Source organism: Frederiksenia canicola (genome assembly GCF_011455495.1).
Lineage (GTDB): Bacteria > Pseudomonadota > Gammaproteobacteria > Enterobacterales > Pasteurellaceae > Frederiksenia > Frederiksenia canicola.
Map to the genome: position 1 here is coordinate 170,685 of NZ_CP015029.1, position 22,037 is coordinate 192,721.

25 protein-coding genes are annotated in these 22,037 nt (G+C 43.4%); 12 read left to right on the plus strand and 13 right to left on the minus strand.

Going from position 1 to position 22,037, the window contains the following annotated elements; genetic code table 11:
* Positions 1-3 precede the first annotated feature (3 nt).
* From A4G17_RS00795 to mscL, 7 genes are all read left to right on the plus strand, one after another.
* Positions 4-1,311 (plus strand): sodium ion-translocating decarboxylase subunit beta, encoded by a 1,308-nt coding sequence (locus A4G17_RS00795; protein ID WP_123956774.1) that lies wholly within the window; start codon positions 4-6, stop codon positions 1,309-1,311.
* Positions 1,312-1,474: 163 nt separating this feature from the next.
* Positions 1,475-2,122, plus strand: a complete 648-nt coding sequence (gene pxpB / locus A4G17_RS00800; RefSeq protein ID WP_123956775.1) for a 5-oxoprolinase subunit PxpB — start codon at positions 1,475-1,477, stop codon at positions 2,120-2,122.
* The gene (locus tag A4G17_RS00805; protein ID WP_123956776.1) at positions 2,119-3,051 is read left to right on the plus strand and encodes a 5-oxoprolinase subunit C family protein; all 933 of its coding nucleotides are present in this window, start codon (positions 2,119-2,121) and stop codon (positions 3,049-3,051) included. Before pxpB ends, A4G17_RS00805 begins: the two co-directional genes overlap by 4 nt.
* On the plus strand, positions 3,038-3,775 hold the full coding sequence (gene pxpA / locus A4G17_RS00810) for a 5-oxoprolinase subunit PxpA (protein WP_123956777.1): 738 nt from the start codon (positions 3,038-3,040) through the stop codon (positions 3,773-3,775). Before A4G17_RS00805 ends, pxpA begins: the two co-directional genes overlap by 14 nt.
* 18 nt (positions 3,776-3,793) lie before the next feature.
* Complete coding sequence (locus A4G17_RS00815) at positions 3,794-4,978, plus strand: NRAMP family divalent metal transporter (RefSeq protein ID WP_123956778.1); 1,185 nt, start codon at positions 3,794-3,796, stop codon at positions 4,976-4,978.
* A gap of 120 nt (positions 4,979-5,098) precedes the next feature.
* On the plus strand, positions 5,099-5,626 hold the full coding sequence (gene hemG, locus A4G17_RS00820) for a menaquinone-dependent protoporphyrinogen IX dehydrogenase (RefSeq protein WP_123956779.1): 528 nt from the start codon (positions 5,099-5,101) through the stop codon (positions 5,624-5,626).
* 86 nt (positions 5,627-5,712) lie between these two features.
* The gene (mscL, locus tag A4G17_RS00825) at positions 5,713-6,114 is read left to right on the plus strand and encodes a large-conductance mechanosensitive channel protein MscL (RefSeq protein WP_123956780.1); all 402 of its coding nucleotides are present in this window, start codon (positions 5,713-5,715) and stop codon (positions 6,112-6,114) included.
* 82 nt (positions 6,115-6,196) lie between these two features.
* Here the strand turns inward: mscL and A4G17_RS00830 are convergent, their stop codons facing one another.
* Positions 6,197-6,655, minus strand: coding sequence for a YchJ family protein (locus tag A4G17_RS00830; RefSeq protein WP_123956781.1), 459 nt, complete (start codon positions 6,653-6,655; stop codon positions 6,197-6,199).
* Positions 6,656-6,778: 123 nt separating this feature from the next.
* On the minus strand, positions 6,779-8,416 hold the full coding sequence (gene yidC, locus A4G17_RS00835) for a membrane protein insertase YidC (RefSeq protein ID WP_123956782.1): 1,638 nt from the start codon (positions 8,414-8,416) through the stop codon (positions 6,779-6,781).
* 478 nt (positions 8,417-8,894) lie between these two features.
* Between yidC and nrfA the strand changes: the two genes are divergently transcribed.
* From nrfA to A4G17_RS00860, 5 genes are all read left to right on the plus strand, one after another.
* Positions 8,895-10,283, plus strand: coding sequence for an ammonia-forming nitrite reductase cytochrome c552 subunit (gene nrfA, locus A4G17_RS00840; RefSeq protein ID WP_418886397.1), 1,389 nt, complete (start codon positions 8,895-8,897; stop codon positions 10,281-10,283).
* Positions 10,284-10,302: 19 nt separating this feature from the next.
* The gene (gene nrfB / locus A4G17_RS00845; RefSeq protein WP_123956784.1) at positions 10,303-10,926 is read left to right on the plus strand and encodes a cytochrome c nitrite reductase pentaheme subunit; all 624 of its coding nucleotides are present in this window, start codon (positions 10,303-10,305) and stop codon (positions 10,924-10,926) included.
* The gene (nrfC, locus tag A4G17_RS00850) at positions 10,923-11,603 is read left to right on the plus strand and encodes a cytochrome c nitrite reductase Fe-S protein (RefSeq protein ID WP_123956785.1); all 681 of its coding nucleotides are present in this window, start codon (positions 10,923-10,925) and stop codon (positions 11,601-11,603) included. Before nrfB ends, nrfC begins: the two co-directional genes overlap by 4 nt.
* On the plus strand, positions 11,603-12,562 hold the full coding sequence (gene nrfD, locus A4G17_RS00855; protein WP_123956786.1) for a cytochrome c nitrite reductase subunit NrfD: 960 nt from the start codon (positions 11,603-11,605) through the stop codon (positions 12,560-12,562). Before nrfC ends, nrfD begins: the two co-directional genes overlap by 1 nt.
* A gap of 124 nt (positions 12,563-12,686) precedes the next feature.
* The gene (locus A4G17_RS00860; RefSeq protein WP_123956787.1) at positions 12,687-13,472 is read left to right on the plus strand and encodes a glycosyltransferase family 32 protein; all 786 of its coding nucleotides are present in this window, start codon (positions 12,687-12,689) and stop codon (positions 13,470-13,472) included.
* Between the two features lie 29 nt (positions 13,473-13,501).
* Here A4G17_RS00860 and hisIE read toward each other — a convergent pair whose 3' ends face one another.
* From hisIE to A4G17_RS00915, 11 genes are all read right to left on the minus strand, one after another.
* Positions 13,502-14,104, minus strand: a complete 603-nt coding sequence (gene hisIE / locus A4G17_RS00865; protein WP_207948567.1) for a bifunctional phosphoribosyl-AMP cyclohydrolase/phosphoribosyl-ATP diphosphatase HisIE — start codon at positions 14,102-14,104, stop codon at positions 13,502-13,504.
* Positions 14,105-14,116: 12 nt separating this feature from the next.
* A complete protein-coding gene (locus A4G17_RS00870; RefSeq protein WP_236941012.1) occupies positions 14,117-14,698 on the minus strand; it encodes a DUF2726 domain-containing protein in 582 nt (193 codons plus the stop codon).
* A gap of 14 nt (positions 14,699-14,712) precedes the next feature.
* Complete coding sequence (hisF, locus tag A4G17_RS00875; protein WP_123956790.1) at positions 14,713-15,486, minus strand: imidazole glycerol phosphate synthase subunit HisF; 774 nt, start codon at positions 15,484-15,486, stop codon at positions 14,713-14,715.
* Positions 15,468-16,214: a 1-(5-phosphoribosyl)-5-[(5-phosphoribosylamino)methylideneamino]imidazole-4-carboxamide isomerase gene (hisA, locus tag A4G17_RS00880; RefSeq protein ID WP_123956791.1), complete on the minus strand. Its 747-nt coding sequence runs from the start codon at positions 16,212-16,214 to the stop codon at positions 15,468-15,470. Before hisA ends, hisF begins: the two co-directional genes overlap by 19 nt.
* 79 nt (positions 16,215-16,293) lie before the next feature.
* A complete protein-coding gene (tnpA, locus tag A4G17_RS00885; RefSeq protein WP_123956792.1) occupies positions 16,294-16,749 on the minus strand; it encodes an IS200/IS605 family transposase in 456 nt (151 codons plus the stop codon).
* An 80-nt stretch (positions 16,750-16,829) separates the two neighbouring features.
* The gene (gene hisH, locus A4G17_RS00890) at positions 16,830-17,423 is read right to left on the minus strand and encodes an imidazole glycerol phosphate synthase subunit HisH (protein ID WP_123956793.1); all 594 of its coding nucleotides are present in this window, start codon (positions 17,421-17,423) and stop codon (positions 16,830-16,832) included.
* A 10-nt stretch (positions 17,424-17,433) separates the two neighbouring features.
* Entirely contained in the window at positions 17,434-18,249 is an 816-nt protein-coding gene (locus tag A4G17_RS00895; protein ID WP_123956794.1) for a TIR domain-containing protein, read from the minus strand.
* A 20-nt stretch (positions 18,250-18,269) separates the two neighbouring features.
* Positions 18,270-19,355: a bifunctional histidinol-phosphatase/imidazoleglycerol-phosphate dehydratase HisB gene (hisB, locus tag A4G17_RS00900; protein ID WP_123956795.1), complete on the minus strand. Its 1,086-nt coding sequence runs from the start codon at positions 19,353-19,355 to the stop codon at positions 18,270-18,272.
* Positions 19,356-19,364: 9 nt separating this feature from the next.
* A complete protein-coding gene (hisC, locus tag A4G17_RS00905; protein WP_123956796.1) occupies positions 19,365-20,426 on the minus strand; it encodes a histidinol-phosphate transaminase in 1,062 nt (353 codons plus the stop codon).
* A gap of 2 nt (positions 20,427-20,428) precedes the next feature.
* Positions 20,429-21,715 (minus strand): histidinol dehydrogenase, encoded by a 1,287-nt coding sequence (gene hisD, locus A4G17_RS00910; RefSeq protein WP_123957073.1) that lies wholly within the window; start codon positions 21,713-21,715, stop codon positions 20,429-20,431.
* Positions 21,716-21,793: 78 nt separating this feature from the next.
* Complete coding sequence (locus tag A4G17_RS00915; RefSeq protein ID WP_123956797.1) at positions 21,794-22,036, minus strand: recombinase RecA; 243 nt, start codon at positions 22,034-22,036, stop codon at positions 21,794-21,796.
* Position 22,037: the final 1 nt, after the last annotated feature.

The window sequence follows — 22,037 nt, forward strand, 5'->3', positions numbered from 1 at the left end:
GATATGGAAAGTATTTTGGCATTAGTGCAAGGAATGGGCATTATGCATCTCAGCTTTGGGCAAGCAGTGATGCTGATTGTCAGCCTTGTGCTACTTTGGTTAGCGATTGCCCGCAAATTTGAACCGCTATTACTGCTACCGATCGGCTTTGGGGGCTTGCTCTCGAACATTCCCGAAGCGGGCTTGGCGATGACCGCATTAGATAATCTGCTCCATCACGGCACCACAGAACAGCTTGCGATTGTGGCAGGCAAACTGCAAAGTGCAGCGGATCCAACGGCAATCAAAGTTGCTTTGGCAAATGCGTTGCCGTCCGTACAACATGAGTTGGAAGTGTTGGCAGGCGATATGGGATACACCGCAGGCGTGCTGGCGTTATTTTACAAAGTGGCGATCGGCTACGGTGTGGCACCGCTCATCATCTTTATGGGCGTGGGTGCAATGACCGATTTCGGGCCACTACTTGCTAACCCTCGCACCTTGTTACTTGGCGCAGCCGCTCAGTTCGGGATTTTTGCCACCATCATCGGGGCATTATTGCTAAATTGGACAGGCGTGATGAGCTTCACCCTGCCGCAAGCTGCAGCGATTGGGATTATCGGCGGAGCAGACGGCCCAACGGCAATCTATTTAGCGAGCAAACTTGCCCCTGAACTGCTCGGAGCAATTGCGGTCGCGGCTTATTCCTATATGGCACTGGTACCACTCATTCAGCCACCAATCGCTCGTGCCTTGACCACCAAACAAGAACGTAAAATCCGAATGGTGCAACTTCGCAATGTTAGCAACCGTGAAAAAATCCTATTCCCGATTGTGTTACTGTTATTAGTTGCATTGTTATTGCCCGATGCAGCACCACTGCTCGGCATGTTCTGCTTCGGTAATTTATTGCGAGTAAGCGGCGTGGTAGAACGCTTGAACGACACCGCCCAAAATGCATTGATCAACATCGTTACCATCTTTCTCGGCTTATCTGTCGGCTCAAAATTAGTTGCTGATAAATTCCTGCAACCGCAAACTCTCGGCATTTTACTACTCGGCGTGGTTGCTTTTGGGATCGGCACAGCAAGCGGTGTACTGATGGCGAAATTGCTCAACAAACTCAACCCAACCAAACCGATCAATCCGTTGATTGGAGCAGCTGGCGTGTCGGCAGTGCCGATGGCGGCTCGGGTCGCAAACAAAATCGGCTTGGAAGAAGATCACCAAAACTTCCTACTGATGCACGCAATGGGCCCAAATGTTGCAGGCGTTATCGGCTCAGCGATTGCGGCGGGCGTGATGCTGAAATATGTGTCGGCGTTGATGTAACAAGCGGTGAGTTCTGCACCATTTTTTGCAAATAGGGCGTAATCAATACGCCCTATTTTTTGTGATCCTTTTCACATCTTCCACATTTTCTTTTCTATTTTATTGACAACAAATTTGCAACAGCGTAAAAACATTTTCATCCTTTTATTAACAAGGTTTTTGTATGCAAATTCACCATACCAGTGAGCATTCTCTGCTTTGCACCCTTGCCCCACCTGCTGAACTCGAAAAACAGCAACGGTTATGGCTATTTGCCGACCACGCCGAACCGCTTGCGACTGTGCAAGAAGCCGTGGTGGGTATGAACAACGTGACGATTTATCACGCTCCCCATGCCGATACGACCCAACTCAAACAGCAGTTACAGCAACTCTGGCAACAAATCGCCAACCAAACACCAAACTACCAAGGTAGATTGATTGAAATTCCCGTGCATTACGGTGGTGAGTTTGGCGAAGATTTGGCAGATGTTGCAAAATTCCACCAAACGACACCAGAAGACATTATTCGCCGCCATACACAAGCGACTTACACCGTCTTTATGATGGGTTTCCAACCCGGCTTTCCTTATTTAGGTGGCTTGCCTGAAAACCTACACACGCCACGCCGTGATGTGCCGAGAACCCGAGTGCCTGCAGGCTCAGTGGGAATTGGCGGCAGCCAAACGGGTGTTTACCCGTTCACTTCCCCTGGGGGGTGGCAACTGCTCGGCCGAACCGAAATGCCACTGTTCGACCTTCGCCAAAACCCGCCAGTATTGCTGCAAGCAGGCGATCAAGTGCGTTTTATTGCAGAGAGTATCCAACTATGATTTATGTCGTCAATATCAGTGCATTCGCACATATTCAAGATTTGGGGCGTTATGGGATACGCCGTTTTGGCATTGGGCACGCTGGGGCGATGGATCCACTTGCCTTACAAGCGGGTAATTTGTTGCTAAAAAATGCAGAAAACGCTGCCGCACTGGAAATTGCCATGGGCGGACTAACACTCACTTTCGACTGCGATACACCATTTTGCCTCACCGGTGCAATGTTTGATGCGGAATTAGACGGTGAACCAGTCTATTCCTACTGGCGTTATACCGCCAAAGCCCGCCAAACCTTGACCATCAAACGAGCAACAATGGGTAACTACGGTTACTTGTGCGTTGCTGGCGGTTTCTTAGTCCCCAAAGTGTTGAACTCGTGCAGTACCGATCTCAAAGCGGCGTTCGGCGGTTTTGAAGGAAGATTAATCAAAGCAGGCGACCACTTACCGACTGCTCGCAATGCCGAGACACTTAGTACTCTTGGCATTGAACCAATTGCATTTACCAACCGCATTTATGCCACGGCGTCATCTGAATATGAAGAATTTCGCCCCGAGAGCCAACAGCAATTTTGGCAGCAAGGTTGGGTGTTGCAATCGAACAGCAGCCGAATGGGCTATCGTTTGGCAGGTTCGCAAAAATTATCCCTAAACCAACCGCTTGAAATGCTCTCTTACGCCGCCCCAGCGGGAACAGTGCAAGTGCCGCCTGATGGGCAACCGATTGTGTTAATGGCGGATGCCCAAACCACTGGCGGCTATCCGAAAATAGCTTGCGTGATCCAAGCAGATTTAGGGCGTCTTGCACAAAATCCGTTTGGTCGCACAATCTATTTTCAGCAAGTTAGTCGTGAACAAGCGGTCGAATTTCACCAAAAAAATGCAAATTATCTGAACCAAATCCGGAGAGTAGTCAATGAAACACGTTGATTTGAATGTCGATCTTGCCGAAGGTTGTGGCAATGATGAACGCTTATTGCAGCTAGTTAGCTCGGCGAATGTGGCTTGTGGGCTACACGCCGGCGATTACAACGAAATGCGACAAGCTATTCACTGGGCAAAAGAAAATGGTGTGCGAGTGGGAGCTCACCCAAGTTTCCCTGATCGAGAAAATTTTGGGCGTACTCCCATGCACTTGCCTGATGATGAACTCAAAGCCTGTTTACGCTATCAGCTTGGGGCGGTCAGAGCCTTGTGCCAAGCGGAAAATGTACCGTTGCATTATGTCAAACCGCACGGGGCGTTGTATAACCAAGCAGCGAAAGATCCTGCCTTGGCTCGCTTGATTGCAGAAACCGTGAAAGGCTTCGACCCCAATTTAAAGTTGATGGGCTTATCGGGCAGTTTGATGCTGACCGTTGCTGCCGAAGTTGGTTTAGGCGTGATTGCTGAAGTCTTTGCTGACCGCCACTATCTTGCAGACGGATCGCTTGTACCACGCACCCGCCCCGATGCGTTAGTTGAAAGCGATGAAAAGGCGATTGCCCAAGTGCTGCAAATGGTGGAACAACAAGCGGTCACTTCCGTGGAAGGTTTTACCATTCCGATCCAAGCCGACAGCATTTGCCTACATGGCGATGGGGCTCACGCCGTCGAATTTGCAGAAAAAATCCGCATTGCTCTTGCAGAACGCCATATTCAAATTCAACCATAACAATAAAAGGAAAACACAATGTCAAACAATCGTAATGCCTTACTTGGTGCCGCTTTTTTGATGGCGACATCCGCCATCGGTCCAGGCTTTCTGACCCAAACAGCCACCTTTACCCAAACCCTTGCAGCGAGTTTCGGTTTTGTGATTTTGCTCTCAATTTTGCTCGACATCGGGGCTCAGCTCAACATTTGGCGGATCATCGCAGTTTCAGAAAAGAAAGCACAGGACATCGCCAATGCGGTGTTACCTGGGGCGGGCTATTTTCTCGCCGCATTGATTGTAATGGGCGGTTTAGCCTTTAATATCGGCAACGTTGGCGGAGCGGGACTTGGGCTGAATATTCTGACGGGCGTATCCGCCGAAACGGGGGCGTTGATCAGCGGGGCGATTGCCGTTGGGATCTTCTTATTCAAAGAAGCAGGTAAGGCAATGGATCGTTTTGCACAGTTGATGGGCTTTGTGATGATCGCTTTAACCATTTATGTAGCAGTGCAATCCAACCCACCGATTGCCGATGCCGTGACCCACACTTTTCTTCCAGAAAAATTAGACGTCATTGCGATTGTGACTTTAGTGGGTGGCACAGTTGGAGGCTATATCACGTTTGCTGGAGCTCACCGTTTGCTTGATGCTGGAGTGAAAGGCAAAGAATCGTTAAACGAAGTCAGCAAAAGTTCTGTGTCAGCGATTTTAATCGCTTCTGTGATGCGAGTTGTACTGTTTTTGGCGGTACTTGGTGTTGTCAGCCAAGGCATCACCTTAGATCCGAAAAATCCTGCTGCTACGCCATTCTCACACGTTGCGGGGAATGTTGGCTTAATCATTTTCGGCATCGTGATTTGGGCGGCCTCCATCACTTCAGTGATCGGTGCGGCTTACACTTCCGTGTCATTTATCACGACCTTCTCACCTAAAATTGAAAAACATAAAAACCTGTGGATCATTGCTTTCATCGTGATCTCGACCTTCGTGCTTGCCTTTATTGGCAGACCCGCCCAAGTGCTGGTATTTGTCGGCACCTTAAACGGCTTAATTTTACCTATTTCACTCGGTTTAATTCTGCTTGCTGCCTATAAAACCAACATCGTCGGTGACTACAAACACCCTGTTTGGATGACGGTTTCAGGGGCTATCGTGGTAGTCGGAATGGCGATTTTAAGTGGAATGACGCTTTCAAAATACCTTGCTAACTTATTTAGCTAATTTCATCCTGATTCAACTTCAGGTAAAATTCCATTCTCAACGGGGCGTGAAAACGCCCTTCTGCTTTTTTATTTGTAAAATTTTTATAAAAAGTGCCCGCTTGTATTGAGAAATAACTGAATGAAAACCGTAATTTTTTATCTTACCCGTGACGGACAAACACGTAAAATTGCTGAAAAAATCGCCAGAGAATGGCAAGGTGAGATTACCACACTTTGTTTGCGTGAAACGGCAGACATCTCGTCAGAGGAACTGGCTTCCTTTGATTGCATCGTGATTGGTGCCTCCATTCGCTATGGGCATTTTGATCCCCTTTTAGAAAAATTTGTTGCAAAACATTCTGTTTTGCTTAATCAGAAAAGATCTGCCTTTTATAGTGTCAATCTCACCGCCCGTAAACCAAATAAAAATAGCCCTGAAACAAATGTTTATACGCGTAAACTTTTAAAACGAATCTCATGGCAACCACAATTAGTTCAGGTTTTTGCAGGGGCATTACGTTATCCACGTTACCGCTGGTTCGACCGTGTTATGATTCGTTTTATTATGAAAATCACCGGCGGCGAAACCGATACTCGCCAAGAATATGAATATACTGACTGGCAAATTGTTTCAGAATTTGTGAGTAAATTGAGTAAATTAAGTTAAAAAAGATTACTCATCTCTTTTTCTTCACTTATAATTTTTTTCGCTCGTCTTCGTGACGAATTCTTGATATTCAAAAGGAAAACAATATGAGTTTATTAAAAGAGTTCCGTGAATTTGCGGTAAAAGGCAACGTCGTTGATTTAGCTGTCGGTGTGATCATTGGTGGTGCATTTGGTAAAATCGTTTCATCTTTAGTCAGTGATGTGATTATGCCACCAATCGGTTTATTAATCGGCGGTGTAGATTTTAAAGATCTTGCTATTGTATTAAAAGAAGCACAAGGTGGTGCAGAAGCCGTAACATTAAAATACGGTGCATTTGTTCAAAACGTCTTTGATTTCTTAATTATTGCAATGGCCGTATTTGCAATGGTGAAAATCATTAATAACTTGAAGAAAGCCCCTGCTCCAGAGCCAGAGAAAACACCTGAGCCAACAGCTGAAGAAAAACTATTAACTGAAATTCGTGATTTATTAAAAAATAAATAAATTGTGAATAATACAAAAGGCATCTTAATAAGATGCCTTTTTCATTTGCAAAAAATAATTTGGGACTGACCGCTTGTTATGATTAACGGCTTCCACAACAATGCTTAAACTTTTTCCCCGATCCACAAAAACAAGGTTGTTTTTGAGTAGGGAGTGGCACGGTGGGATCAACAAAATACCACCGCCCATTTATTTTCACAAAAAGTGAATGTTCATGGTGGCTCTCAATGCCGTTTGGCGTTTGAAACATCGCTTTAAATTCTACCGTTGAATGAATCTTAGAGATATTCGATTTGTGTTCAATAATCTCTAATCCTACCCAATGAGTGGTTTCTGCCCACTGTTTCATTGCGGCTTGATCAAGCTGTGCCTGCTGATGTGGTACTGTTGTTGCCACAATGTATTCAATATTGCGTTGTGTGTACGCAGTATAGCGGGAGCGCATCAATTGTTCGGCGGTATCTGGATCGTTCTGTTGTAAATGGAAAGGCTCGCAGCACATTTGGTAGCTTAATCCAGATTGGCAAGGGCATTCAGACATATTCCTCTTCCTGTCATACAAGCGGTCCGTTCCGCAACCTTTTTTGCAAATTATTGAACGGAACTGACCGCTTGCGAGCTGAGAATGTAAAAAACCTGCGGTAACGCAGGTTTTATCTGTGAATTATTTCTTGGCTCGAGTATGCAAGCCTTTTTTCTCTAAATTACGGTAAATCAACCATTGTTGAACAATCGTAATTAAGTTAGACGTCAACCAGTAAAGCACTAAGCCTGATGGGAACCATAAGAAGAACACCGTAAATAATACTGGCATGAAGGTCATCACTTTTTGCTGCATTGGATCAGCCACTGGTGTTGGTGACATTTTTTGCAACAAGAACATTGAGCCACCCATTAATAACGGCAGAATGTAATATGGATCTTGTGCAGACAAGTCTTGAATCCAACCGAAGAATGGGGCATGGCGAAGCTCTACCGCCTCCATAAAGGTCCAATATAGTGCGATGAAAATCGGCATCTGTAGAAGAATTGGTAAGCAACCACCCATTGGGTTCACTTTTTCTTCTTTGTAGAGTTTCATCATCTCTTGGCTCATACGTTGGCGGTCATCCCCGAAACGCTCACGCATTTCTTGAATACGCGGCTGTAACATCCGCATTTTTGCCATTGAGGTGTATTGTGCTTTAGTGAGCGGATAAAGAATGGTTTTCACCACAATCGTTACACAGATAATGGCTAAGCCCCAGTTCACTACGAGTTTTTGGATATTGGTCAGTAACCAGAACAATGGTTTTGCGATAAACCATGCCCAACCATAATCCACGGTTAACTCAAAGTGATTGGCCGCTTGCTCCATCGCATTTTGATCTTTTGGACCTGTCCATAAATTTGATTTGATCGTGACTTCGCTATTTGGTGCAACTTGTGTAATTGGACCACGATAACCGATTGTACCAACGCCGTTTCCTGTACGGGTGTAAAGGTTGTTCTCTGCATCTTGATTTGGGATCCATGCTGAGACGAAATAGTGTTGCAAAATCGCAGCCCAACCTGCTTTGGTATCAATCGATAAATTTGCTTTCGCCATGTCATCGAAACTATATTTTTTATAGTTTACTTCCGATGAAGAGTAAGCCCCCCCAGTATAGGTTGGCATTGCAAAGTTGCCTGAATTTTCCACTAAACTGTGCTTAATTTGACCATATGGCTGTACCTCAAGCGTTTCGCCAGTATCATTTTTGATCGTATAGTTTACTGCAATGTCATAGCTACCACGTTTTAACGTGAACGTTTTGGTATAGGTTACGCCATCTTTTTCCAAAACAAGTGGAACATTTAGCGTATCTTCACCTTCCGCCAATACGAATTTATCCGCTGTGGCTTGATATTGTGCACGACCTGCGTTGGTGTCAATCCCGTTTTTACCGACTAAACCGCTTTGAGCAACATAGAGCACTTTGTCATTATTTTGTAAAAGTGCAAAAGGCGTGTTTGAGTGCAATTCCGAATTGAATTTTAATAGATCAGAATCCACAACATCACCACCTAAGGTATCTACGGTTAAACGTAACACATCGCTTTCAAGGACAATGGTTTTTCCTTGAGTCGCTTGCTGATTGATCGCAGAATTTGAATTAGAAGAAGCAGGGACATCACTCGATTGTTGAGCGGCTTGCTGTTGTGCCATGGCGGCTTGTTTTTGAGCTTGGATTTCAGGGTCATAATCCTGTTGCCATTGCGTAAAAATCAAGAACGACACAAGCAGTAAACCCATAATCAGTAAACTACGGTTTGAGTTCATTTTAAGTTCTCTGGTTAGTTAAATAGAAAAGTGCTTATTCTAATATAGGTTGCTTAACTCGCCAACGCCTTTTACGCAACAAGCGGTGAGATCACAGCAATTTTTTGCAAATTACCCTAAAACAAACGAGATACATAGAATCGCTAAGTAGATACCTCGATACTCATCGAGGCCTGTTTCAATGAACTGAACAATACTGTATCTGTTTATCTTTTGTACTTATTAAAAATGCCTTACAGAAAAGTGATATTTATTCACTCAAAATTTGACACAGTTCAAAAAACTACGTGTTTATGCACTAGCAAATTTGTCGGTTTTTCATTACGCTCACAATCAAGTTATATTCATTTATCTTATTGTTTTTAAATAAGAAAAATTATCATTTACTTTACTGTGTGGGGAGGCTCTCGTGAAACACGTTAGCAAACAACTTCAAAATAGCCTGTTGGCTTTAACAACGACGTTAGGGTGTTTATCAATGGCGTGGGCAGGTGTGCCCGCCAGTTATGAAGGACCAAAACCTGATCTTAAAATTGAATCTGCAAACCATACCTTTGCAGAGAAATATCCACTCCAATACCAATCTTGGGTTGCAACAAAAGATTCTGAACAAGTTGATAGTGCCCTTGAAGAAGATCCTCGTATGGTGGTGCTTTGGGGGGGATATTTATTCTCACACGATTACAACAAACCACGCGGTCACTACTATGCGATTACCGATGTCCGTAACATTTTACGTACGGGAGCTCCAAAAGATGGCGACTCTGGCCCGCAATCTATGGCGTGCTGGGCTTGTAAAGGCCCTGATGTTCCACGTTTAATTGCAGAAAAAGGCGAAGATGGCTATTTTGATGCGAAATGGGCGAAATACGGTGCCGAAATGGTGAACGCTATCGGCTGTGCAGATTGTCACGATACGACCTCAAAAGAATTCCAAGACGGAAAGCCAGCTCTACGTGTTGCACGCCCACATGTTTTACGTGCATTAGAAACGGTTGGTTGGAAATTTGACCAACTCGACAAACACGGTAAACGTGTTGCCGTTTGTGCCAACTGCCACGTGGAATACTACTTCGCTGGAAAAACCAAAGCAGTCACTTTTCCATGGGATAATGGGGTAGATGTGGACAGCATCGAAAAATACTATGACGACATTGATTTCAAAGATTGGACACACTCTCTGTCAAAAGCACCAATGTTGAAAGCTCAACACCCAGACTTTGAAATTTGGTCATTAGGGACACATGGCAAAAATGGGGTGACTTGTATTGACTGCCATATGCCAAAAGTAGAAAGCAAAGATGGCAAGATCTATACCGATCACAAAATTGGCAATCCATTTGATAACTTCGAATTCACTTGTAAAACCTGTCACGAACAAAGCAAAGAGAGCTTACAAGAACGTGTGAAAGCCCATAAAAAAGAAGTGAAAGACGTGATGATCCGTTTAGAAGATCAAATTGTACGTGCTCACTTTGAAGCGAAAGCTGCTTGGGATGCGGGTGCAACTGAAGAAGAAATGAAAGCCGCATTACAAGATATTCGCCACGCTCAATGGCGTTGGGACTACTCAGCAGCAAGCCACGGTGGACATATGCACGCCCCTGATGTGTTATTGCGAGTGCTTGGCACTGGCTTAGACAAAGCGGCCGATGCTCGTACTAAACTCGCTCGTGTGCTAGCAATTCACGGCATTACTCATGAAATCGAAGTTCCAGATATCTCAACAAAAGAGAAAGCCCAAGCGGTAATGGGAATCGACTATGCAAAAGGTAAGCGTGAGAAAGAAGAGTTTTTACGCACCGTAGTACCTCAATGGGAAGAAGAAGCGAAGAAAAAAGGTTTACTTCCAGCAGATGCGAAATAATCCATAAGTTGAGGTTACTATGAAAAATATCATCTCAAAAGTAGGGCGATTTGCCCTACTACAAGCGGTCACTTTAGCGGGATTTTTTGCAATGACATCAACCTCGATGGCAGAGATGCCTCCGCTGCCGAAATCAATGTGGGAAGAAACTGTTGATGATGCCACGATGGCAAAAGATGCTCGCCGAGATCCAAACAAATACTGCGTGAACTGTCACGGACGTTTTTCCAGTTTTGAGCATAAAGGCAAACATTTTCAGAAAGAGACGGTTAGCCCAAACACAGGCAAACCATTAACTTGTGTGAACTGCCACGGTAATATTTCTGAAAGCCACCGCAAAGGTGTGAAAGATGTGATGCGATTTAACGAGCTTGGTAAAGCGAAAAACCAAGATCTTGAACGCACACCGCACGAGCAAAACCAAGTCTGCTTTGCCTGCCATAATCCTGACAAATTGCGTGAAACGTTCTGGGCTCACGATGTCCATGCGACCAAGATGGCATGTGTGAACTGTCACAAACTTCACCCAGAAACTGAACCAATGAAGGCAACTGAGCCAAAACAACGTGTAAAACTCTGTGTGGAGTGTCACGGTCGTCTTCACGAAAACAACAAAGTAGAACAAGCTAAGGATAAAAAATGAGTTGCTCCCGTCGAGACTTCGTCTCAGGTGCAAGTGCCTTAGCGGTTGTGGCTGGCTCAGGGTTAGCCACTAGCTCACTTAGCCTTGCGACTGGGAACGAAAAGAAAACCATTCGCTACGCCATGGTACACGATGAAAAAGCCTGTATCGGTTGTACCGCTTGTATGGACGCTTGCCGCGACACCAACAACGTCCCCGAAGGGGTTTCTCGTCTAGAAATCTTGCGTAGCCAGCCTTATGGCGAATTTCCAAACGTTCAGTACGAATTCTTCCGCCAATCGTGCCAGCATTGTTCCAATGCCCCTTGTGTGCAAGTTTGTCCAACGGGGGCGTCTTTTGTGGACAAAGACACGGGAATTGTTGATGTCAATCCTGATCTGTGCGTTGGTTGTCAGTACTGCATCGCCGTGTGTCCGTACCGTGTACGTTTTATCCACCCAGAGAAAAAATCAGCGGATAAATGTAACTTCTGTCGTGATACCAACTTAGCGGCGGGCAAAGAACCCGCTTGTGTAGAAATTTGTCCGACTAAAGCCTTAACCTTTGGTGATTTGAACGATCCGAACAGTGCCGTTTCGATCAAAATTCGTGAAAACGAAACTTATCGCACTAAAGTGCCATTGGGCACAGAGCCGAACTTGTATCACATTCCATTCAAAGCAGGGGAGAAAAAATAATGAACGACTATGTTCCATTCCAAACCCCGAACTTAGTTTGGGATTCGACCATTGCGATCTACCTGTTTTTACTCGGCGTCGCATCAGGCTCAACGCTGTTAGCGGTGTTATATAAACGCAGTCGTAAACTTGTCAACCCAAGTGAAAGTTGGATTATCCGTAGCACTGCAGTGCTTGCACCAGGTACAGTGACCATTGGCTTACTGTTGTTAATTTTTCACTTAACTAAGCCTTGGACTTTCTGGTATCTGATGTTCAACTACCAGTTTGATTCGATTATGTCGATGGGCGTTCTACTGTTCCAAGTCTATATGGCCGTGATCTTCTTATGGATTGCGATCATTTTCAGAGAATGGATTGAAAGGCTTATCAATCGCTTTGTGCCGGCACTACAATTTGTGGTAAACCTAATTAAAACCACAGAAAAATTCATCAACCCGATTGAAATTTTCCTACTTGTTTTAGCCGTTTTACTCGGGGTTTATACGGGTTTCTTGTTATCTGATTTAATCAGCTACCCCATGCTCAATACGTTATGGCTGCCTGCGTTATTTTTAGCATCAGGTACCTCATCTGGGATTGCTGCGTTAATTGTGGCAGTATTATTGGTTGGAAAACAATCCACCTACTCCGATGAAGTGCATTTCTTACACAAATGGGAACGCCCAACGGTCGTGTTTGAAATTTTGATGCTGATCGGTTTTTTCACTACTCTCTATTTAAGTGGCGGGCAAAAAACAGTATCCGTTGACAATGCCTTATCAGGCTTATGGGGAAATGTATTTTGGGCCGGCGTTGTGGGCTTAGGGATTCTCTTCCCACTCATCAGCAACCTACTTGCCTCTGCAAAATTAAAACATAGCAAAGGCTTTATGTTGTTACTTGCCTGTGCAACGCTAACTGGTGTACTTTGCTTGCGTTACTTCATTCTTTACGCAGGGCAAATGACGATTTACTAACTCAACAAGCGGTCAGTTCCCTCTCAACATTTGCAAAAGTTTCGGGAAATCTGACCGCTTGCTTTTTTTGCCACTCAGAAAGTGCTAAAGTAGCAAGGAATTATTAAAAGCATAAGGCATTAACATGGCTGCGGTAAAATATGAATCTTTAATCACTCTCTCAAACGGACTTTGCCGTTTACTTGGTAATATCGTTAAAATTTCTAGCTATGGATTTCACGCACTTTTCCCTAAAAAACGATTTACCATTCCTACATTTAGCCCCGCTAAATTGTCCTCCAACCGCCAAGATCGCATCACTAGAACCATTTGGCAAACCAATTACAGCAACCACGTTACGCTACCTGTTTATTGCAATTACTTGTTTAATCGTTGGCTCTCATTAAGCTATGACTACCGTTATGTCAGTACGGAAGAGAGAGAAAGTTACATCAAAGCCAATGCAGATGAACGCACGTTTGCCGCTTACAGTCTGCTAACAGACGGTGCAGCTCAAGCTGATTTTTGGCGGATTTTTACCTTGTATAAAGAAGGTGGAGTGTATATGGATATTGATGGGCATCTCGTTTGGGCATTATCGTCTATCATCAAAGAAAATGACAGTGAAGTGGTCATCACCCGCCGTGATAAATACACCAATTTCTTTCTTGCGAGTGAAAAAAGTAATTCATTTTTGAAAGAGACCTTGGATATTATTATTGATAATATCGAACAACGCCGAATTAACGGTGGCGTGTTTTCCTTAACAGGCCCTACTACACTGAATCAAGCCTTGGAAGGCAAAACAGTGAATAGTCGCCGAGACAAACTCACTTGTGCACAAGGCACATTTACCAACGAATATTTCCAATATATGGATAAAAAACGGGGTAAATGGAACCACAAGAAAAATGAAGAATTGTTGAAGTAAAAAAAATAGCTGGCGTTGCCAGCTATTTTTTATTGATGACGTGCTTTTAATTTACGAATGACATCCGCCCAAGACAAGCCAGCATCTTGCAATAATACGGTGAGATGATATGCCAAGTCAGCCGCTTCACAAATGGTTTCATGACGATCTTTCACTGTGGCCGCTAATGCAGTTTCTACCCCTTCCTCCCCCACTTTTTGAGCAATACGTTTAGTGCCTTTCGCGTAAAGTTGGGCGGTATAAGAGCTTTCCGGATCCGCATTTTTACGGCTAGCGATCAAACGTTCTAATTTACTAAAGAAAATCCAGTCGGGCTGTTCTTTTTGCTCAAATTGGTAAAAGCAGCTTTCAGCCCCGGTATGACAAGTTTCGCCGATAGGATTCACTAAAATCAGCAAGGTGTCGTTATCACAATCGAGGCTCATATCGACAACACTCAGAAAATTGCCCGACGTTTCACCTTTCGTCCATAAACGATTTTTGGTGCGAGAAAAAAAGGTCACTCGTTTTTCCGATAGGGTTTTCTGTAAGGCTTCCTGATTCATATAGCCAAGCATTAATACTTCGCAAGTAGTTGCATTTTGGATAATCACAGGAAGCAGGTTATCGACTTTTTGCCAGTTTATTTCAATTAGGTTTAACATTTATTTTCCTTCACTTTTATAAGTTTCGTTTAAAATTTTGGAAATTCGTTGAAAATCCAACTCATCATAATTTTGTTTAAATTCAATATATTCAATATTGGCTTTTCTACAACATTCTTTCTTTATTGCATCACGTTCAACGGCATTATTTTGATAATGTCCACTCCCTTGATATTCAATAACAATAACTGGATTATATTGTTGATCTACAATTAGAAAATCGACTCTCTTACGATTAATCAAATTAAATGCTATAACACTTTTTGATTGAATAAACTCTCCCATAGAAACTTGAGAGAATAATTTAACACCCTGTTGTTGGTGTTTTAACTCAAGTAAATGGGATAACTCAGAAAATAATAACGCCTCACTTTTATTCAGCAAAGGGGACTGAGTAAAATCAGCTTTTGATAAAATATCTAAATTATTCGGTTTATAAGTTATGTTCGTCGTAGATCGGCTATATTTGTATCTCCGTCTTTTTCTCAGAAAAATTGTCAAAAATTTCAATATAAAAACAAAAGAGACTGTTCCTAGAAAAAGATATAACAGTGGTTTGATTTGTGTTAATACGTCTAACAATATTCCTTCCCACATTATTTTCTGACCTCAATATTTTCCTTCTTGAGATATTCCTTCAATTCTCCAATCTCAATAATCTGTTTATGGAACACGCTCGCCGCCAAAGCTCCATCAACATGCGCTTTCATAAACGCATCACGAAAATGCACCATTTCACCTGCACCACCAGAGGCAATGAGCGGAACGTGACAGACTTCTCGCACCAATTTTAATTGAGCAATATCGTAACCTTGTCGCACACCGTCTTGGTTCATCATATTGAGTACGATTTCCCCCGCCCCACGTTGTTGAACCTCTTTGACCCAATCAAGTAACTGCCAATTTGTTTGGCGAGTGCGGCTTTCATCGCCAGTATATTGATTAACCCAATATTTCCCCGTCTCTTTTTCAAACCAGCTATCAATCCCCACCACAATGGCTTGCACGCCAAAGCGATCGGCAAGGCGATTAATTAAATCAGGATCGGCAAGGGCAGGGGAATTTATCGAAATTTTATCGGCACCGAAAGCGAACAATTTTTCGGCATCCTCCACGCTTTTTATCCCGCCAGCCACACAAAAAGGAATATCAATCACTTGTGCCACTCGCTCCACCCAGCTTTTATCAATGGTTCTGCCGTCTGAAGAAGCGGTAATATCATAGAACACCAACTCGTCAGCCCCTTCTTCGGCATAACGCTGAGCTAGCGGAACAATATCGCCGATGATTTCGTGGTTGCGAAACTGCACACCTTTCACCACTTGCCCATCACGCACATCCAAACAAGGAATTATCCGTTTTGCCAACATTCGATTGCCTCCTTCACGTTAAATTTACCTTCTAATAATGCACGCCCAACGATCACACCTGCTACCCCAGAACCTTTTAACGCAGCAATATCTGCCAAAGAGCCAATGCCTCCTGATGATTGGAAAGCAATATCAGGAAATGCAGCACAAATTTCTTGGTATAACGCCACATTGGAGCCTTGCAATGTGCCATCTTTAGAAATATCGGTACATAACACGTGTTGCAAGCCAACGGTTTGAAAATCATTTAACACTTGTTCTAAGGTGACCACACTTGTCTCTTGCCAGCCACTGACGGCGATCCACTTCTTACCGTCAATAATTCGAATATCCAACGCCAGTACGAATTTATCTGCCCCATATTTTTCAAACCACGATTTCACTAATTCAGGCTGACTAATTGCCGTTGAGCCAATAACCACTCGATTTACTCCAACAGCGAGCAAATCCGCAACATCTTTTTCCGTACGAACCCCACCGCCAACTTGCACAAGACAATGCGTTGCCTGCACAATTTTTTTAATCAACTCCGTTTGACGTTTAGTCGGATCTTTCGCTCCGGTTAAATCCACTAAATGTAACTGCTTTGCCCCTTGCTCTGCATAGTGTTGAAATTGGGCAATTGGGTCAAAATCATAGCCCGTTTTCTGCCCATAATCGCCCTGATGTAACCGCACGACTTGACCGTCAATTAAGTCAAGGGCTGGGATAATTTGTGATGTTTTCATGGTGTTTTCCTTTTTGTACCTAGGGTAACAAGTTACCCTAGGTTAGTCATAATTTTACCCTTTTAGGGTAAAACTATTTTTATAAATTTCTATCAAAGAAAGTTTCATTAATTTGAATATGATTTTCGATAAATAACTGCTTTATTTCCTCAGAAAAATTCATGTTTTTATGATGCTCTTTTTGATTCTTTATATAATTAATAATCTTCTCTTTTTCATGCTCACTATAAGTTAACGCACAGTAACCAACAGACCACATATTAAATTGAGGGAATTTATCAGAATTATTCTCTAGAAATAAATGCGTAGTTTTCTTTAATTTTCTAACAAACTCTGCAACGGCAATACTTTGATGGATATCGACAAAAAGATGAATATGATCTGGCATTCCATTGACCCGATGTAAAATACAATTGTGTTCTTGAGTAAATTTCCAAATACAGCGGTATAGATCAGTCTCATATTTTTCTGTAATCGCAGGCACACCATGTTTTGTACGAAAAATAACATGATAAAGCAAACGGGTGTAACTCATTTATTTCTCCAGATAAAGTCCTCCAAAGGGGAACAATTATGGTTAACCTAGGGTAATTTATTACCCTAGGAAAAAACGGGCTAAACCTTCTCTACAAAATTTCTCAGCAACTGATCCCCAACTTTACCCGAACGCTCGGGGTGAAACTGCACACCATAGAAATTTTTGTGGGCGATAACCGCCGAAAACGGCACGCCATAATCACAAGTAGCAACAGTATGAGCATTAGGTAAAACCCCATAACTATGCACAAAATAAAAATGACTATCTTGCGGAATATCGGCAAATAACGGATGATCTGCTTGATAATGCACTTTATTCCATCCCATATGAGGCAAAGGCAACTGGCAATCGGGGAGTTTCTCCGTTTGCCCTGACATCAGTTTTAACAAATCCACATCACCTTCTTCGGAATAGTCGGTCATTAATTGCATACCTAAGCAAATGCCCAAAACAGGCTGGGTTAAGTTTTGGATAGTGTCAATCAAACCAAGCTCGGTTAAGTTTTCCATAGCCGCTTTTGCCGTGCCAACGCCAGGTAAAATCAGCTTATCAGCGGATTGGATTTGCTCGATATTATCGGTAATTTGTGCGTTATACCCCAAACGATCAAAGGCGAATTTGACCGAGGAAAGGTTGGCACAGCGGGTGTTGATGATTGTGATTTTTTGCATATTCTTTACTTTATATTTTTATATTATATCCAGCTGCTTTTAGTTCTCTAATTATTGCGATTCCTTGTTCATCTACCGTTTTATTTATTGACTTATAGATAAGCCCACTAATATCACTTGGTAGAGCTACATTTCCCTTCGATAAACAACAAACTCTTGCTCTTCCTAAACGCCCAACAAAATATCCATATTCAAAAATAACATTTGGTCTAGCTCTGAATTCTGTTTGACGTTCTTCTTCTAGCTTATTCTGTTCACTTTTAAGGTATGCAATTTCATCAGGGGTAAGTAAAACAAAGGCAAATCCTACATCGCTGTATTCTTCAAATTTTTCAATAATTGTTTTTCCTTGATCAAGTTGACGATGCAATATGATAGGCTCTAATCCTATTTCACTAATAAATCTTTCTACATCAAGCTTTAATTCATCATCATGCCCATGGACAATAAATACTTTATTTGAAAAAGCAGGAGAATACGCTGTACTCTTCTCTTTTTTAAGTTCGCCATAAACATCCTCAGTTAATGCTATTTTTAGTTGTTTTAATGCTTCTATAAGATTGTTTTGAATAAAGTGAAATGCATCAGAGCCATTGCCATTAGTTCTTATTGTTAAAGCTTTATCAACTAATTCTACTGCCGAAGAATCGGGTGAAAGTGAACTTGAAATTATATTTTTAACTCTTGTTTTAAATGTTGCCCATTGAGGTTTGTCAGTACCTCCATAAACACCATGATTTGTATATTTAGTATTACTAAAGTTATTGAAATTAAAGCTTTCACCTTCAGTAATTAAATTTTCTATTATTTTCAGTTTGCTATCCATTATTAACCTCTAAATATAAATTATAATAATCCCTTACTACTCGGCAACTCTGCCCCTTCCACTCTGATCGCCTGTCTCAATGTCCGTCCAAACACTTTAAACAGGCTTTCGATTTTGTGGTGGTCGTTTTCGCCTTTGGTTTTTAGGTGTAGGGTTGCCATTAGGGTGTAGGCGATGGATTGGAAAAAATGCTCGGTCATCTCCGTGCTAAAATCGCCCACTTTATCTCGTTTGAATTTGGCTTTGAATTTAAAATAAGGGCGACCTGATAAATCCATGGTGCATTCGGCTTTACATTCGTCCATTGGTAACACAAAGCCAAAACGGGCAATGCCTCGCTTATCGCCAAGGGCTTGTTTTAACGCAGTGCCTAGAGCAAGGGCGGTGTCTTCTACGGTGTGATGTTCGTCAATCCACAAATCGCCTTTACACTCAACATTCATTCTAAAACCACCATGGGTGGCAATTTGGTCAAGCATATGATCGAAGAAGCCTACGCCCGTTTTGATTTCATTCACACCAGTTTCATCGAGCCAAACTTGCACTTTAATGTCCGTTTCTTTGGTAGTGCGAACCACTTCGGCATAGCGTGGCGGGCGGTCAGGACAAGCGGTCAGTTGCGGCAAAAGTTTTTCAACAATGAGATCCCAATTCAACTTTTCACGATCATACTGCAACGCGCGAATCCCAAGATTTTCCGCCAGTTGCACGTCGGTGGCACGGTCGCCAATCACAAAACTGGTTTCGGGATCGAATAATTTTTTGTCGAGATATTTTTGCAGTAATTTGATCTTCGGCTTACGGCAATCGCAATTATCTTCAGGTTTGTGCGGGCAAATCAGCACCTCATCAAAGGTGATACCTTGTGATTCAAACAGTGCCATCATCGCATTGTGTGGCTTATCAAAATTTTCCTGTGGGAAAGAATCGGTCCCTAAGCCATCTTGATTGCTCACCATCACAAAACGGTAATAGGGCTTGAGTTTCAAGAGTGCTGGGATAACGTTTGGCTCAAATTGTAGCTTTTCTAAGCTGTCGATTTGAAAATCGGTTTTGGGTTCGTCAATTAATGTGCCGTCACGGTCGATAAAAAGGGTTGGTTGCATAGTCTTTCCTTATATTTGTTGAATGTGTTGTAAAGCCTCAATCACACGCTGGTTTTCTTCCGCAGTACCAATAGTGATACGAATGCAATTTTCTAACCTCAACGCCTTGTGTTGATCGCGTAAAATGATGCCTTGATCCCAAAGGGTTTTAAACACTTTTTGCCCGTCTTTGAATTTCACCAATAAATAATTGCCGTGGCTTTCAAAAACTTGCTCTACAAGCGGTAGGTTTTCGAGATTTTTTTGCAATTCTTGGCGGTTGGTTAATGTCTCTGCCACTCGCTGTTGCATGGCGAGAATGCCTTGTGGAGAAAGGGCTTGAGCCGCAATATCGGCAACAGGGACAGGCAAAGGATAAGGAGCTATCACTTTTTGTAGCACGTTGATTAGCTCTTTGTTGGCTAATGTAAAGCCGCAACGTAGTCCTGCCAAGGCAAAAGCTTTGGAAAGTGTACGGATAATTGCCAGATGTGGATAATGTGGCAATTCATTTGCCATCGTCGCTTGCGGGCAAAATTCAATATAAGCTTCATCCATTACGACAATGGCTTTGCCTGCGGTGATTTGCAAAAGTTTGAGCAGATCTGACCGCTTGACCAGCGTGCCTGTTGGGTTATTTGGGCTGCACACAAACACGACTTTAACACCGTCAAGACAGCGTTCAATTTCAGGCAGATTCAGCTGAAAATCGGCAGTTAATGGCACGGTTTTCAAAGCAATACCGCAGGTTTGGCTACTCACCGCATACATACCATAGGTTGGTGGGCAGTAAAGTACAGTGTCTTCCGCTTCACAAAATGCGCGAATAATCAGCTCAATGCTTTCATCACCGCCACGGCTAACTAACACATTTTCAGGTAAAACACCGGCGTAGTTGGCGTAGCCTTCGATCACCGCCTGCGGTTGTGGCTCAGGATAGCGGTTAAACGTGCGGTTGGTGAGATCAAACTCGGGCGAGACGGGATATTCGTTCGCATTGAGCCAAATATCGCCTTTGCCCCCTAAACGGCGAGCCGATTGATAGGGGGTTAAGGCTTGGATATTTTGACGAGAAAGCGAGGTGATTGACATAATTACTCCTGTTCCAATTTTGCTAAACGAATTGCCACCGCTTGTTTGTGAGCGTCTAACTGCTCTGCCTGTGCCATGCACATGACGGTTTGAGCAAGATGCTTAAAACCTTGTGGCGTCAGCTCTTGCACCGTCATTCGTTTGCTGAAATCCGCTAAACCAAGGCTCGAATGGGTGCGTGTGTAGCCGTAGGTCGGCAGAACGTGATTGGTGCCGCTGGCGTAATCGCCCATACTTTCTGGTGAATAAGCCCCAAGAAAAATGGAGCCTGCGTTATCGAGAAACGGCAATAAATTGCGGGCATTTTCTATTTGGACAACCAAATGTTCAGGGGCGTAGGCATTACTGATTTGAGCAGACTGTTGTAAGTCTTCCGAAATCAAAATTCGGCTGTGCTCAAGGGCTTTACAAGCGGTCACTTTACGAGAAAGTTTTGCAAGTTGGCGTTCAATAGCAAGTTCTGTCTGTTTCGCTAAGTCTACACTGTCGGTCACTAAAATGACTTGGCTGTCCGCTCCATGTTCTGCTTGAGAAAGTAAATCGCTGGCGACAAAATCTGGATCAGCAAATTCATCGGCAATCACCAACACTTCGGAAGGGCCTGCAGGCATATCAATGGCAGTGCCGTTCATCATCACTTGGCGTTTAGCTTCAGTAACAAAAGCGTTGCCCGGTCCGAAAATTTTATCCACTTTTTGCACACTTTCAGTGCCATTTGCCATTGCAAAAATCGCTTGGGCACCGCCTATAGCATAAATGGTTTGTACCCCACATAAATTGGCTGCGTACAAAATTTCATCCGCAATCGGTGGCGGAGAACACAGCACAATATGTTTGCAACCTGCGATTTTAGCCGGCACCGCAAGCATTAACACCGTTGAAAACAACGGGGCTGAGCCACCGGGGATATACAGCCCAACCTTCTCAATCGGACGAGTGAGGACTTGGCAACGCACGCCTGCTTGCGTTTCGATATCGACGTCTTGATGACGCTGTGCTTGGTGAAAACGCTCAATATTCGCTTTTGCCGTTTGAATAGCGTTGCATAATTCGGGCGGGATCCGACCGCTTGCTGCGGCAATTTCCGCAGCCGAAACCACAAGGCTGTCGAGTTTGATGTTGTCAAATCGCTCCGCCAATTCAAATAGAGCGTTGTCGCCATGAGTGAGCACATGCGTTCGAATTTCGTCCACGGCAGCCGTGATTTGCTCGCCCACCATTTGGGCTGGACGAGCCAGTGCAGCTTGTTTTTCAACGGCATTTAGATTGTTCCAAATAAGTGTTTGCATCATTGTTATCTCACCTTAAAAATCAAATTCACTTGCACAATATACAAGCGGTCAGTTCCGAAGCATTTTTTGCAAATGCTATAGATTACACTGCGATTTTGCCCAATTAACGGCCGTTTCTATCGCTTTTCGAGCCTGCGGACTGTTCCGCCAGCAGGTTGAGCCAGTGATCTCTGAACCAAGTTGTAAAATAAATTCAGGACTCGTATTGGCTAACCGTTTCACATCATCTAGCCCCATTTCCGCAAGACGCATTAAAATAGTCGGACCAATGCCTTTTTGAGCAAGTAAAGATTGTTGTTCTGTTTCCGTAAATGCCATG

What these genes read in the sequence shown, in the direction of transcription:
- nrfA (WP_418886397.1), top strand. Translation starts at nt 8,895, where the DNA reads ATGGCGTGGGCAGGTGTGCCCGCCAGTTATGAAGGACCAAAACCTGAT.
- hisB (WP_123956795.1), bottom strand. Translation starts at nt 19,355, where the DNA reads ATGCAACCAACCCTTTTTATCGACCGTGACGGCACATTAATTGACGAA.
- hisA (WP_123956791.1), bottom strand. Translation starts at nt 16,214, where the DNA reads ATGAAAACATCACAAATTATCCCAGCCCTTGACTTAATTGACGGTCAA.
- mscL (WP_123956780.1), top strand. Translation starts at nt 5,713, where the DNA reads ATGAGTTTATTAAAAGAGTTCCGTGAATTTGCGGTAAAAGGCAACGTC.
- yidC (WP_123956782.1), bottom strand. Translation starts at nt 8,416, where the DNA reads ATGAACTCAAACCGTAGTTTACTGATTATGGGTTTACTGCTTGTGTCG.
- A4G17_RS00860 (WP_123956787.1), top strand. Translation starts at nt 12,687, where the DNA reads ATGGCTGCGGTAAAATATGAATCTTTAATCACTCTCTCAAACGGACTT.
- hisC (WP_123956796.1), bottom strand. Translation starts at nt 20,426, where the DNA reads ATGTCAATCACCTCGCTTTCTCGTCAAAATATCCAAGCCTTAACCCCC.
- A4G17_RS00895 (WP_123956794.1), bottom strand. Translation starts at nt 18,249, where the DNA reads ATGGATAGCAAACTGAAAATAATAGAAAATTTAATTACTGAAGGTGAA.
- nrfD (WP_123956786.1), top strand. Translation starts at nt 11,603, where the DNA reads ATGAACGACTATGTTCCATTCCAAACCCCGAACTTAGTTTGGGATTCG.
- pxpA (WP_123956777.1), top strand. Translation starts at nt 3,038, where the DNA reads ATGAAACACGTTGATTTGAATGTCGATCTTGCCGAAGGTTGTGGCAAT.
- A4G17_RS00915 (WP_123956797.1), bottom strand. Translation starts at nt 22,036, where the DNA reads ATGGCATTTACGGAAACAGAACAACAATCTTTACTTGCTCAAAAAGGC.
- A4G17_RS00795 (WP_123956774.1), top strand. Translation starts at nt 4, where the DNA reads ATGGAAAGTATTTTGGCATTAGTGCAAGGAATGGGCATTATGCATCTC.
- pxpB (WP_123956775.1), top strand. Translation starts at nt 1,475, where the DNA reads ATGCAAATTCACCATACCAGTGAGCATTCTCTGCTTTGCACCCTTGCC.
- A4G17_RS00830 (WP_123956781.1), bottom strand. Translation starts at nt 6,655, where the DNA reads ATGTCTGAATGCCCTTGCCAATCTGGATTAAGCTACCAAATGTGCTGC.
- hisF (WP_123956790.1), bottom strand. Translation starts at nt 15,486, where the DNA reads ATGTTGGCAAAACGGATAATTCCTTGTTTGGATGTGCGTGATGGGCAA.
- tnpA (WP_123956792.1), bottom strand. Translation starts at nt 16,749, where the DNA reads ATGAGTTACACCCGTTTGCTTTATCATGTTATTTTTCGTACAAAACAT.
- hisD (WP_123957073.1), bottom strand. Translation starts at nt 21,715, where the DNA reads ATGCAAACACTTATTTGGAACAATCTAAATGCCGTTGAAAAACAAGCT.
- hemG (WP_123956779.1), top strand. Translation starts at nt 5,099, where the DNA reads ATGAAAACCGTAATTTTTTATCTTACCCGTGACGGACAAACACGTAAA.
- nrfB (WP_123956784.1), top strand. Translation starts at nt 10,303, where the DNA reads ATGAAAAATATCATCTCAAAAGTAGGGCGATTTGCCCTACTACAAGCG.
- A4G17_RS00815 (WP_123956778.1), top strand. Translation starts at nt 3,794, where the DNA reads ATGTCAAACAATCGTAATGCCTTACTTGGTGCCGCTTTTTTGATGGCG.
- nrfC (WP_123956785.1), top strand. Translation starts at nt 10,923, where the DNA reads ATGAGTTGCTCCCGTCGAGACTTCGTCTCAGGTGCAAGTGCCTTAGCG.
- hisH (WP_123956793.1), bottom strand. Translation starts at nt 17,423, where the DNA reads ATGCAAAAAATCACAATCATCAACACCCGCTGTGCCAACCTTTCCTCG.
- A4G17_RS00805 (WP_123956776.1), top strand. Translation starts at nt 2,119, where the DNA reads ATGATTTATGTCGTCAATATCAGTGCATTCGCACATATTCAAGATTTG.